At 67.7% G+C, this 12766-nt stretch carries 13 protein-coding genes and 1 pseudogene; 11 read left to right on the forward strand and 3 right to left on the reverse strand.

The window, feature by feature from the left end:
* Positions 1–11 precede the first annotated feature (11 nt).
* The 11 genes and pseudogenes from DYE23_RS23085 to DYE23_RS23135 all read left to right on the forward strand — a co-directional run bounded on the left by DYE23_RS23085 (position 12) and on the right by DYE23_RS23135 (position 9573).
* A complete protein-coding gene (locus DYE23_RS23085) occupies positions 12–446 on the forward strand; it encodes a hypothetical protein (RefSeq protein ID WP_011892660.1) in 435 nt (144 codons plus the stop codon).
* Positions 443–1660 (forward strand): cytochrome P450, encoded by a 1218-nt coding sequence (locus tag DYE23_RS23090; RefSeq protein ID WP_115328282.1) that lies wholly within the window; start codon positions 443–445, stop codon positions 1658–1660. Before DYE23_RS23085 ends, DYE23_RS23090 begins: the two co-directional genes overlap by 4 nt.
* Positions 1657–2709 (forward strand): NAD(P)H-dependent amine dehydrogenase family protein, encoded by a 1053-nt coding sequence (locus tag DYE23_RS23095; protein ID WP_013470879.1) that lies wholly within the window; start codon positions 1657–1659, stop codon positions 2707–2709. Before DYE23_RS23090 ends, DYE23_RS23095 begins: the two co-directional genes overlap by 4 nt.
* Before the next feature lie 12 nt (positions 2710–2721).
* Entirely contained in the window at positions 2722–3780 is a 1059-nt protein-coding gene (locus DYE23_RS23100; protein WP_011892657.1) for an NAD(P)H-dependent amine dehydrogenase family protein, read from the forward strand.
* The gene (locus DYE23_RS23105; protein WP_011892656.1) at positions 3777–4193 is read left to right on the forward strand and encodes a hypothetical protein; all 417 of its coding nucleotides are present in this window, start codon (positions 3777–3779) and stop codon (positions 4191–4193) included. The genes DYE23_RS23100 and DYE23_RS23105 overlap by 4 nt, the downstream gene beginning before the upstream one ends.
* 53 nt (positions 4194–4246) lie before the next feature.
* Entirely contained in the window at positions 4247–5362 is a 1116-nt protein-coding gene (locus DYE23_RS23110; protein WP_172527946.1) for a cytochrome P450, read from the forward strand.
* The gene (locus tag DYE23_RS23115) at positions 5359–6582 is read left to right on the forward strand and encodes a cytochrome P450 (RefSeq protein ID WP_011892654.1); all 1224 of its coding nucleotides are present in this window, start codon (positions 5359–5361) and stop codon (positions 6580–6582) included. Before DYE23_RS23110 ends, DYE23_RS23115 begins: the two co-directional genes overlap by 4 nt.
* Positions 6579–6845: pseudogene (locus DYE23_RS23120) on the forward strand (isomerase); the annotation flags it as partial. The gene DYE23_RS23115 and the pseudogene DYE23_RS23120, both read left to right, overlap by 4 nt.
* A gap of 120 nt (positions 6846–6965) precedes the next feature.
* Positions 6966–8372: an IS1380 family transposase gene (locus DYE23_RS23125; protein WP_016341434.1), complete on the forward strand. Its 1407-nt coding sequence runs from the start codon at positions 6966–6968 to the stop codon at positions 8370–8372.
* Positions 8373–8399: 27 nt separating this feature from the next.
* Positions 8400–8855: an ERG2 family protein gene (locus tag DYE23_RS23130; protein ID WP_235660482.1), complete on the forward strand. Its 456-nt coding sequence runs from the start codon at positions 8400–8402 to the stop codon at positions 8853–8855.
* A gap of 52 nt (positions 8856–8907) precedes the next feature.
* A complete protein-coding gene (locus DYE23_RS23135; RefSeq protein ID WP_013470878.1) occupies positions 8908–9573 on the forward strand; it encodes an NAD(P)H-binding protein in 666 nt (221 codons plus the stop codon).
* A gap of 7 nt (positions 9574–9580) precedes the next feature.
* Here DYE23_RS23135 and DYE23_RS23140 read toward each other — a convergent pair whose 3' ends face one another.
* The 3 genes from DYE23_RS23140 to DYE23_RS23150 are packed head-to-tail and all read right to left on the reverse strand — an operon-like array spanning position 9581 to position 12723.
* A complete protein-coding gene (locus DYE23_RS23140; RefSeq protein ID WP_011892651.1) occupies positions 9581–10018 on the reverse strand; it encodes a type II toxin-antitoxin system Rv0910 family toxin in 438 nt (145 codons plus the stop codon).
* A 2-nt stretch (positions 10019–10020) separates the two neighbouring features.
* Positions 10021–10317, reverse strand: coding sequence for an antitoxin (locus tag DYE23_RS23145; RefSeq protein WP_011892650.1), 297 nt, complete (start codon positions 10315–10317; stop codon positions 10021–10023).
* A 9-nt stretch (positions 10318–10326) separates the two neighbouring features.
* On the reverse strand, positions 10327–12723 hold the full coding sequence (locus DYE23_RS23150; protein WP_011892649.1) for a cation-translocating P-type ATPase: 2397 nt from the start codon (positions 12721–12723) through the stop codon (positions 10327–10329).
* Positions 12724–12766 lie beyond the last annotated feature (43 nt).

Consider the following 12766-nt stretch of genomic DNA (forward strand, 5'->3'; position numbering starts at 1 on the left):
GGAGTTCAACTGTGACTGCCTCGGAAACGACCCAGGAGAAGACCGAAGACCTGCCCCCGGGCACCACGCCGTACTACGCGCGCATGCACAAGTGGATCAAGCGTGCCGTGCTGGTCTGCCTCGTCGCACTCGTCATCGAAGGCGCGTTCACGCTGCCGTTCATGGCGGTGTACTACGGCTATCCCACGCTGAGCCTCACCGAGATCTGCAGCGAGCTGCTCAAAGTCCGGTACTCCGACGACACGCTGGAATGTCAGGTGCCCTACCCGGCTCTCGGCCCGCCCGAGGGGGCTGCGGGCAAGGACACCGCACAGGATGAATGGGGAATCCAGCCGGTGCCCAAGTACGACCGCATCGGATGGCGCGAACTGGTTCGCCGGCATGAGGAACGCGAGGCACGTCAGGCCCAGGAGGCCGCGCAGCAGGACCAGGCGGGTTCACCGTGAGCCCGACGGTCGAGCAGCATGCCGAGAACTGGGATCTGAGGCACGCCGATTTCAACGACCCGGACTTCCTCTATGACGTGTACACCGTCATGCGCGGGAACTCCCCGTTCGCGCGCACCGACAACCCGTTCCTGAGCGCGACCCCGTCCGGGGCCTGGGTTGCCGTGCGCTACGCCGAATGCGTTCAGATCCTGCAGGATTGGGAGCACTTCTCCAGCAGCCCGACCCCGGAGGGCGCCGAGCAGCTCGCCGGTGATCTGGTCATCACCCTCGATCCACCGCGCCAGCAGAAGTTCCGCAAGGTGCTCAACCCGTACTTCTCGCCGGCACGCATGAAGGCGCTGCGGCATGAGATCGCCGCAGAGACAGATGATCTCATCGACGTGTTCATCGAGAGCGGGTCCGGTGACCTCGCCGAGGTGGCGTGGCGGCAACCGGGGATCGTGTTCTTCAAGTATCTCCTCGGGATGCCCGTCGACGACGTACCGCTGTGTGTGGAACTGACCGACACCGCACTCAACGGCGCGACCGAGGAAGCCCGGATGGGGGCCTGGGGCGGCCTCTATCAGCATCTGCACGATGCCGTGACGGCCCGCACCGCAGAGCCACCCCGCGACGACATGATCGACGTGCTCCTCTCCGCCGAGATCGACGGCGAGAAGCTCGCGTTCGGCGACGTGGTGTCCAACGCGATGCTGCTGGTGCAGGCCGGCCTCGAGACCACCGCCAGCGCAATGTCGTTCGCATACCACTACCTGGCCACCCATCCGGCCGAGCGCGACCGTCTGATCGCCGAGCCCGACCTGCTCGCCCGCGCGGTCGAGGAGTTCATCCGGTTCGCCGGCTCCATCCACGGCATCCCGCGCACCGTCGCCAAAGAGGTGGAGCTGAGCGGTTGCACCTTCTCCCCCGGCGAGTCGGTGATCGTCAACTACGCCTCCGCCAACCGCGACGAGGAGCAGTTCCCCGAGGCGGCCCGCTGCATCCTCGACCGTCGGGAGAACCGGCATCTCGGATTCGGTGCGGGGGTGCACCGCTGCCTCGGTTCCAACCTCGCCCGCCTGGAGTTCCAGGTGGGCCTGGAGCGGGTGCTGACCCGGATGCCGGACTTCACGCTCACCGCCGGTGCGGAGGCGAAGTTCCACGGGAACTCCGTCACACGCGGATTCCGTTCCGTTCCCGTCACATTCACTCCGGCGGCCAGGACACGATGACCTACAGGGTGGTGCAGTGGACGACCGGCAACGTCGGGCGCAAGTCCGTGCACGCTGTGGTCGCCAACTCCGACCTCGACCTCGTCGGGTGTTACGCATGGTCTCCCGACAAGGTCGGCCGCGACGCCGGTGAGCTGTGCGGCCTCGACCCGCTGGGTGTCATGGCCACCGACGACGTCGACGCCCTCCTCGCTCTGAAACCCGACTGCGTCGTGTACAACCCGATGTTCGCCGATGTCGACGAGCTGGTGCGCATCCTCGGCGCCGGGGTCAACGTCGTCACGACCTCGGAGTTCATCAACGGCCACAACCTCGGCGCCGACCGCGACCGCATCGCCGCCGCCTGCGCCCACGGCGACGCGACGATCTTCGGCAGCGGTATCAACCCCGGCTTCATCCAGCTGTTCGCCGTCGTGACCGCCGGGCTGTCCGACCGCATCGACAGGATCTCTGTCGTCGAGTCCTTCGACACCACCATCTACAACTCACCCGCCACCGAGATACCGATGGGCTTCGGCTATCCCATCGACCACCCGGACCTGCAGAGCATCACCGAGAAGGGGTCTGGCGTCTTCCGGGAAGCTGTCCAGCTCATCGCCGACGCGCTCGGCACCGAGCTCGACGACATCCACTGTCAGGCAACGTATGCCGAGACGACGCAGGACCTACCCCTGCCCGGCGACTGGACCATCGCCGCCGGATGTGTGGCGGGCATCGACGTCCGATGGACCGGCCGGGCCGGCGGCCGCGACGTCATCGACATCCGCGGGATCTGGACCAAGGGCCAGTCGCTGGCACCGCAGTGGTCGACCTCGTTCGGCTACACGGTCACGGTCGAGGGCAGGCCGACGATCAAGACCACGCTGAGTTTCGAGCCCCCACCGGATTTCGTCGCCGAGACACTCGATGACTTCATCATGCTCGGGCTCACCATCACGGCGATGCCGGCGATCACGGCGATTCCGGCCGTCGTCGCCGCCCCCGCGGGTATCGCCACCTACAACGATCTACCGCTCCTGCAGCCCCGCGGAGTGCTGAAGACCAGCTGAAGGGTGACATGTATGCCGGACAGGACCTACCGGGTGATCCAGTGGATGACCGGCGATGTCGGACAGGTCGGGATCCGGCATTTCGCCGCGTCGCCCGTCTTCGACCTCGTCGGGGTGCTCGTCCACAGCAAGGACAAAGTCGGCAGGGACGCCGGCGAGATCGCCGGGATCGCGCCCATCGGTGTCGCGGCCACCGACGACGTCGATGCCGTCGTCGCCCTGGACGCCGACTGCGTCTTCTACACCCCGATCATCATGGACGTCGACACCGTGTGCCGGCTGCTGCGATCGGGAAAGAACGTGGTGACGACCGCCGGATTCTTCCACCCCAGCAAGGACTTCCGAGAGGCCGGTGAGCAGATCCGCGCCGCGTGCGCCGACGGCGCGACCTCCTTCCACGGTGGCGGCATCCATCCCGGCTATGCCGGCGACCTCCTGCCGCTCACGCTGGCCCGGGTGATGAGCAGGATCGACACCATCAACCTCTACGAGGTCGTCGACGTGCTCAAGGACGCGCCGATCGACCACATCGACTGGATGGGATTCGGCAAGGACAAGACCGCATTCCTGGCGGAACCGACCATTCTGGGCCTCGGGCTGCCGTTCTTCGCCCAGTCGATGTACATGATCGCCGACGGGCTCGGGGTCACCATCGACGACGTGTCCGCCGCCGACATCGACGTCGCCACCGCCGTCGCCGACATTCCGCACCGCGACGGCGCGATCCCGAAGGGCACGGTCGCCGCGCAACGGCACGAGTGGACGGCGTGGGTCGACGGCAAACCGCTGATCGTCTTCCACGCCATCTATGTCACCGCCGGTCCCGACATGCTCGACCCGGCCTGGGATTGGGGCGAGACGCGCTATGAGATCGTCATCGACGGTGATACACCCACCGAGCTCACCCTCAAAGGGGTCCGCCAACCCGACGGCACCATGGCCCACCCGGGATACACCTGGACCGCGATGGGGGCCGTGAACGCGATCCCCGACGTGTGCGACGGGCCACCGGGCTGGCGCACCCATCTGGATCTCGGGTTGGTACGGCCGCGTGGGCTGGTGCGACCGTGACCGGCGGACCCGGGTTGCACCACGTCGTGTTCGCGGTCGCACCCCAGCGCTGGGAGACCACCGCGCGGATGTTCACCGAACTCGGATTCGGCTTCAACAACGCCGAACTCGCCGAGCTCGGGGTCCGCGTCGCCCTCGACTGGGATCGCGGCGTCGAGTTGATCAGCCCGATCCCCGACTCGACGGCGGCCGTGGCGGTCTCGGTCCGGGACTTCCTGGAGCGACACGGCGACGGCGTCTACACCGTGGTGGTGCGGGTGCCCGAAGCCGCACCCGCCGAGGCCGTCGCCGATCGCCATGGCGCGACCATCCGGTTCCGGCAGAGCTTCTCCGGTGACGGAACCTATCTCAACGAGGTGGACCTGTCGGTCCTCGGTCTGCCCCTGACCCTGCTCGCGACCAACGTGCCGTGACCGCCACCGCCGCCCCCCTCGGTCTGCCGCAGGTCCTCTACGGCGACCTGCCGATGTCCCGCGACCGCGGCCACGGCTGGGCCACGCTGCGCGACCTCGGGCCCGTGCTCTATGGCGACGGCTGGTTCTACCTGACCCGCCGCGAGGATGTCCTTGCCGCACTGCGCAATCCGGAGGTCTTCTCGTCGCGCATCGCCTACGACGACATGATCAGCCCGGTGCCGCTGGTTCCGTTGGGCTTCGACCCGCCCGAACACACCAGGTACCGCCACATCCTGCATCCGTTCTTCAGCCCCCAGACCCTCGCTGCGCTGCTGCCGTCCCTGCAGGCCCAGGTGGCCGACATCGTCGAGGAGATCGCGCGGCGGGACCGGTGCGAGGTGATGGCCGAGCTGGCGACCCCGTACCCGTCGCAGGTGTTCCTCACGTTGTTCGGGCTGCCGCTGCAGGACCGCGAACGCCTGATCGCGTGGAAGGACGCGATCATCGCGTTCAGCCTGACCACCGATCCGTCCAGCGTGGACCTGAAGCCGGCCGTCGAGCTGTACACCTACCTGAGCGAAGCCGTTGCGGCGCAGCGGGATGATCCGCGCGAGGGCGTCCTGTCACACCTGCTGCACGGCGACGATCCGCTCACCGACAACGAGGCTGTCGGCCTGTCGCTGGTGTTCGTCCTGGCGGGCCTGGACACCGTCACGTCGGCCATCGGCGCGACGATGCTCGAACTCGCCCGCCGGCCCGAGCTGCGCGGCGCCCTGCGCGAAGACCCCGAGGGGATCGCGGTCTTCGTCGAGGAGATGATCCGGCTGGAACCGGCGGCACCGATCGTCGGACGTGTCACGACCCGGCCCGTCACCGTCGCGGGCGTCACGTTGCCGGCCGGCTCGGAAGTCCGGCTGTGTCTGGGTGCGATCAACCGCGACGGCACCGACGAGCACTCGGGCGACGACCTCGTGCTCGACGGAAAACTGCACAAGCACTGGGGTTTCGGCGGCGGGCCGCACCGATGCCTGGGATCCCATCTGGCCAGGATGGAACTCAAGCTCGTCGTGTCCGAATGGCTTTCGCGGATACCGGATTTCGATCTCGAGCCGGGGTACGTCCCCGAGATCACCTGGCCGTCGGCGACGTGCACCTTGACCGGACTGCCGCTGAGGATCCTGCGGTGAGCGCGGCGCCGCCGAGCGTGTTCGACGCCGGACTGCCGACGCTGGACTACGACATCACCGACACCCCGCAGCAGATCCGTCCGCAGTTCTGCGCCGCACAGCAGGTCGCGCCGATCGCGCTGGGGCCGATCGGGCCCGAGGTGCTGTCCTACCCGTTGGCCCGAACGGTACTGGGCGACCCCAGATTCGGGATCCCGCCGGGGATCCACCTCGCCGCGCACGGCATCACCTCGGGAGAGCTGTGGGACCGGGTCACCCGCAGCATCCTGTGCATGGAAGGCGACGAACACCGCCGGTTGCGCAGCCTGGTGTCCCGGGCGTTCACCCCCCGCGCCACAGCGAAGATGGACCAGACCATCTCCGAGGTGATCACCGATCTGATCGACGCGGTGAGTGATTCCGGCGCTTGTGAATTCGTCGACCAGGTCGCCCGGCCGTACCCGATCCCGGTGATCTGCGCGCTGTTCGGCGCTCCCCGGGAGGACTGGGAACTGTTCTCGACATGGGCTCAGGACATCTTCAAGATCGTCAGCTTCGACATCGACCTCGCCGCCGAGGAGCCGACGGTGCTGCGGGCGTGGGACGAATTCGACGCCTACATCGACGACATGATAGCCCGCAGACGCACACATCTGACGACCGACCTGCTGTCCGAACTGATCCGCGCCGAAGACGGCGGCGACCGACTCGACGCCGGAGAGGTCCGCATGCTGGCATTCAGCATCCTGATCGCCGGAACCGACACCACCAGGACGCAACTGGCCGCCTCGATGCAGGTGCTGTGCGACCATCACGACCAGTTCGCACTGTTGCGTGACCGTCCCGAACTCGCCATGCGTGCCGTCGAGGAGACCATGCGCCACTCGCCGTCGATGTGCAGCACCGTCCGCACCGCCACCGAAGATGTGGCCATCGGTGAGTACACCATTCCCGCGGGGACCTTCCTCGTCGTGAACACCTTTGCCGCCAACCGGGACCCGGTGATCTACGACGAGCCGGACCGCTTCGACATCACCCGCGACGATCCCCCGCCCATCCTGACCTTCGGAGGTGGGGCCCACTACTGTCTCGGAGCGAACCTCGCCCGCCGGGAACTCTCGGAGGCACTGAAGATCCTCGCGTGCAGAATGCCGGACGCCCGCGTGTCCGGACCTGCCCCCTGGCGCCCCCTGCTCGGAATGAGCGGGCCCACCCGGCTACCTCTGGAGTTCGGCCGATGACCTACCGGATCGACCCCGATGTGCTGCACGAAGTCGCCGTCCGCGCGGTGGGGGTGCCCGTCGACAGCGGCGAACTCATCACCCGCACAATCGAACTGCTGGCCGAGGCCTATCCCGACCTTATCGACACGACGCCGGGACGCTGGGTCGGCAGCAAAGCCGGCGGAGTGCTCGGCAAGGTGCGGTTCCTGTACTTCAGCCCCCGCGAGTACATCGTGATCTTCGGCTCACCGACCGGCACACAGGGGTTTTCGGGACGCTACCCCGGATTTTTCGTGGAATGTTGACTGTGGGGGTGTGTAGATAAGCGAAAGTGCCTGTCCTGCAAGGAATAATTGGACTTCTCTACGGTTCAAAAACCCTGACGGGAAGGCACTTCGCAGGTGAAGAATATCGCGGCGGCATCGCCGGTGAAAGTTTCCGCCGACGGCCATGGCGTTGTGTCGCATGCCGGGATGGGCATGCTGCGTGAGCTTGCCGACCGGACCGGCTTATCGGCGCAGGTCACGGCCGCGTTGGCCGACACCTACCGCGGCCCGTGGGTGTATGCGCCTGGGGAGGTGTTCGCTGATCTGGCGGCCGCGGTCGCCGACGGCGCGGACTGCATCGACGCGGTCGGTCAGCTGTGCGGTGACCGGGAGCACGTCCTGGGGGCCAAGGCCTCAACGACCACCATGTGGCGGCTGATCGATGAGCGGATCGATGCCGCGCATCTACCCGGGGTGCGCGCAGCCCGAGCCGCGGCGCGGGCAGCGGCCTGGGCTGTCGGAGCCGCCCCCACCACCGGCGGCTGGCTGCATATCGACATCGATGCCACGCTGGTGATCGATCACTCCGACAACAAGGCCGGGGCTGCGCCGACCTGGAAGAAAACGTTCGGGCTGCACCCGCTGCTGGCGTTTCTGGACCGCCCCGACATCGCCGGCGGCGAAGCCCTGGCCGGGTTGCTGCGCAACGGTAACGCCGGCTCCAACACCGCCTCCGACCACATCATCGTCCTGCACCAGGCTTTGGCATCGCTGCCAGCGGCGTGGCGGCCCAACCCCGACGATCCCGACAACCCCGAGGCCCCGAAGGTGTTGGTGCGCTGCGATACCGCCGGATCCACCCACAAATTCGCCGCAGCGTGCCGGGCCGCCGGGGCCGGGTTCTCCTTCGGGTACCCCGTCGATACCCGCGTCCAGGACGCCGTGGACACCCTCAACCTCGGCGATTGCTGGTATCCAGCGATCGACACCGACGGCGGGATCCGCGACGGCGCGTGGGTCGCTGAAGCCACCGACCTGGTCAACCTGGCCTCCTGGCCCGAAGGGACCCGGCTGATCCTGCGTAAAGAACGCCCCCACCCCGGCGCGCAGTTGCGGTTCACCGACGCCGACGGCATGCGGGTCACCGCGTTCATCACCGACACACCACCGGGTGTCGTACCCGGTCAGGTCGCCGGTCTGGAACTACGGCACCGCCAGCACGCCCGCGTCGAGGACCGTATCCGCGAACTCAAAGCCACCGGGCTGCGTAACCTGCCCTGCCACTCCTTCTGGGCCAATGCTGCCTGGCTCGAAATCGTCCTGGCCGCCGCTGACCTGGTCACCTGGACCCGCCTCATCGGGTTCGCCAGCGATCGCGCTCTGGCCCGCGTCGAGATCACCACGTTCCGCTACCGGGTCCTGCACGTGGCCGCCCGTATCACCCGCGGCGCCCGCCAACTGCGGCTACGCATCGATGCCACCTGGCGCTGGGCGGCGGCGATCGCCGCCGCCTGGCACCGCGTCCGCACCGCCTTCGGATAACACCCCACCCCATCGGACCCATCAACGATGAAGGACCCACAGGCCCCAGGAAAGCCCGCCCCACCCGGCGACACGGGACAGCACCTCTACGCCACCACACGAAAACCACTACCCAACAACACAACTCGGCATCACACCGAACCCACACCAATTACCACGCAAAATCCGGGCTACAAGCACGTCGATATCCACAAGTTCCTGTTGGCCGGGCAGATCGACTCCTACGACCTGGAATCCGACGACACCACCCCGCTGCCGCCGCTGCGCCCCGGGGACCGCACCTGCCTGGAGCGCGGGCACGCGCGCGGGCTGACCATCCACCCCGGGTCGTGGCACCTCGAATACGGACGCGGCGCCGTACCCACCACGCTGCCGTTCGCGATGGTGGACACCCTGCTGGTGTCGCTGGAGTTCGAGTCGGTGCGCCGGTCGACCGTCGAGTTCGCGAAGCTGATCCGGCGCGGCCGGCGCCGGCATGGGTAGGTTGGTGCTGTCCCGCCGGCAGCCACGCAGGCGGCAACCCTGGAGGTAACCCATGCGCGTCGTCATCGCCGGTGGTCACGGCAAGATCGCGTTGATCACCTCCCGGCTGTTGTCCGCGCGCGGCGACTCGGTGGCCGGCCTCATCCGCAATCCCGCGCACGAGGACGACCTGCGCGTGACCGGAGCCGAACCGGTCGTCCTCGATCTCGAGGACACCACCAACGGTGTCGTGTCGTCCCACCTGCGCGGCGCGGACGCGGTGATCTTCGCCGCGGGAGCCGGGCCCGGCAGCGGCGCCGCACGCAAGGAGACCGTCGACAGGGACGCGGCGGTCCTGCTCGCCGACGCCGCCGAAGCCGCCGGCGTGCAGCGCTACCTGATGATCTCCGCGATGGGCGCCGACGCGAACACCCCGGACGACGCCGCCGACGACGTATTCGTCGCCTATCTGCGCGCCAAGGGCGCCGCCGACGACCTGATCCGTTCCCGCACAGAGCTTTACGCGACGATCGTGCGTCCCGGTCAACTCACCGACGACCCCGGCACCGGAAAGGTGGCGATCGCCGAACACACCGGCCGAGGGAAGATCCCGCGTGCCGACGTCGCTGCGGTGCTGGTCGCGGTGCTCGACGCGCCGCAGACCGCCGGTCAGACCTTCGAGCTCATCTCCGGCGACACCGACATCGAGGTGGCCGTCGCATCGCTCGCCGTCGGCTGAGAACCGATCAGGACGGTGCGAACACCGTCTTGAACCGGTCCAGCGACTCCTGGATGTCACCCTTGAGCGCACCCGCGACGACCATCCCGATCGGGCCGAACAGCGCCGGTCCACCGAGATGGACGTCGAACGTCACGATGGCCCCCTCAGTGCTGGGCTTGATCCTGCCCATCAGCTTCACCTTGACCCCGCCCTTGCCGTCCCCGTTGAGGGTCATCGACTCCGGCGGCCGGTAGTGCACGACCGTCCAGCGCATCCGGTTGGGCATGCCCTTCACCTCGACGATCGATTCGAGCTCCGTGCCCTTCTCGATCACCTCGGGCAACTTCGAGCGCCACACCCGGTGAATGGACAGCCACTCGCGGTATCGCGACAGATCCGAGGCGGCCTCCCACGCCGATTCCGGCGGCAGCGGGACGTCGACGGAAACGGAGAGCTTCGCCATCGCTACGAGGTCGGGGGCGCCGTCGGTGGTGCGGGCGGCGGCGGGGTGGCCGGAGGCGGAGGAGACGACGGCGGGGGCGACGACGGCGGCACCTGACCCGAACCCTGGGTGGGCGGCACCCGGCCCTGGTCGGTGTTGTCCGCGACAGCCTTCCTGGCGGCTTCCTGCACCTTGTCGACTGTCGACGAGTACTTGCCCTGGGTCTTCTTGTCGACGAGATTGCCGGCCTTGTCGATCACCGTGTCGACCTTGTCGGCATTCTTGGACAGAAGATCTTTGGCTTTATCCAGAAATCCCATGCTCAGACTCTACCCATCGGCGGCCCGCCACAATCTCCGGCGTTCGCCCAGTACATGGCCCTGCACCCACCACAGCACCTCGATCGCCGCCGCGGCGGCGATCCCGATCGCCAGTGCTGTCGATGTCGTCGTCATGTTCGTCGGGTCGAGGATGAACAACTCCCTGGCCGCCGGGATGCTGAAGATCACGACGTAGGCCAGGGCCGAGATCGAGACGAGCGCCACCCGCCACCATTCGTAGGGCCGGGCCACCACCGCGAGCACCCACAGTGCCGCGACCAGCAGCGTGATCAAGGCCGCCGTCGAGGCCTGGGTCTGCTCGGTCTCGGTGGCGGCGCGTCCCTGATAGGCCAGCAGGTACGACGTGAACGTCGCGATCCCGACGACCACGCCGGACGGCAGCGCCGCCGTCATCACCCGACGGACGAAGCCCGGGTGGGCACGTTCGTTGTTCGGTGCCAGCGACAGCACGAACGCCGGGATCCCGATGGTGAACCACGCCGCGATCGTGACGTGGATCGGCTGGAACGGGAACAACAGCGGATCGGTGTCGAAGATCTCGGCGGACAACCCCGCCAGTCCGACCAGCACCGCCAGCAGCACCGAATAGACAGTCTTGGTGAGGAACAGGTTCGAGACCCGCTCGATGTTGCCGATCACGCGCCTGCCCTCGCCCACGACATAGGGCAGGGTGGCGAACTTGTTGTCCAGCAACACGATCTGCGCGACGGCCCGCGAGGCCGAGCTCCCCGAACCCATCGCGACACCGATGTCGGCGTCCTTGAGCGCGAGCACGTCGTTGACGCCGTCCCCCGTCATCGCCACGGTGTGGCCACGGGACTGCAACGCGTGCACCATCGCCCGCTTCTGGTCGGGCCGGACGCGGCCGAACGTCGTGCACTCCTCCAGCGTCTCGGCCAGCTCGTCCTGCTGTTCGGGCAGCCGGCGCGCGTCCATCGTCTCGCCCTGCAGACCGAGCGAACCCGCGACCGCACCCACCGAAACGGCGTTGTCACCGGAGATCACCTTGATGGCGACATGCTGGGAGGCAAAGTAATCCAGCGTGCCACGGGCGTCGGGACGGACGCGCTGTTCCAGGACCACCAGCGCCGCGGGCGTGACGACGCCGGGCGCGTCGGGGGCGTCGACGGGCCTGTCGCTGGAGCCGAGCAGCAGCACGCGCAGTCCACGGGCGCCGATGCGTTCGGCGTCCTCGGCGACCGGGGAGGCCGGGTCCAGCAGCACATCGGGGGCGCCGATCACCCAGTTGCCGTGCTCGGCGTAGGAGGCGCCGCTCCACTTGGTCGCGGATTTGAACGGCGCGGTGGCGGTCGCCGTCCAGCCCGGCGGCACCGCGTACGCCTCGGCGATGGCGGCCATGCTCGCGTTGGGCCGGGCGTCGTCGGCGGCGAGTTGGGCGAGAACGTCGGTGACCGAGCGGGACTCGAGCACCTTGAGGTCGCTGACCCGCATCCCGTTCTCGGTCAACGTTCCCGTCTTGTCGGCGCACACCACGTCGACCCGGGCCAGGCCCTCGATCGCGGGCAACTCGTTCACCAGACACTGCCGCCGTCCCAGCCGGATCACCCCGACCGCGAACGCGATCGACGTCATCAGCACCAGACCTTCGGGCACCATCGGAACCAGCGCTCCGACCATGCGCAGCACCGACTCCCGCCAACCGGAGTCGGTGGTGAACAGCTGGGTGTAGATGATCAACGCGCCCGCAGGGATCAGCAGATAGGTGATGAACCGCAGAATCTGATTGATGCCGTTGCGCAGTTCCGATCTGACCAGCGTGAACTTGCTGGCCTCTTCGGCGAGCTTGGCCGCGTAGGCCTCGCGTCCCACCTTGGTCGCGCGGTAGGCGCCGCTGCCCGCGACGACGAAGCTCCCCGACATCACATGGTCACCGGCGTCCTTGGCGATGGCGTCGGCCTCGCCTGTGAGCAGGGATTCGTCGACCTCGAGGTTGGTCTCCTCCAGGATCACCCCGTCGACCACGATCTGATCTCCGGGCCCCAGCTCGATGACGTCGTCGAGCACCACCTCACTCGGTGGCATCGGCTGGGTCCCGGACTGCCTGCGTACCAACGGTTTCGCCTGCCCGACGATCGCGAGCTTGTCCAGTGTCTGTTTGGCGCGCAACTCCTGGATGATCCCGATGGCACTGTTGGCGATGATCAGCAGACCGAAGGCGCCGTTGATGAGCGAGCCGGTCGAGAGCACGATGACGAACAGCACACCGAGGATCGCGTTGATCCGCGTGAAGACGTTGCCGCGGATGATCTCCGAGACGCTGCGCGCTGCCCGGGTCGGGACGTCGTTGGTCTTTCCCTCGGCGACGCGGGCGGCGACCTCGGCATCGGAGAGCCCCGCCACGAGGTTGTCGCTGGGCGCGCTCATCGGGATCGTCCCGCCGCTGGGCCGCCGATCGTCCCCAAATCCA

The organism is Mycolicibacterium gilvum, from assembly GCF_900454025.1.
GTDB classification, from domain to species: Bacteria; Actinomycetota; Actinomycetes; order Mycobacteriales; family Mycobacteriaceae; genus Mycobacterium; species Mycobacterium gilvum.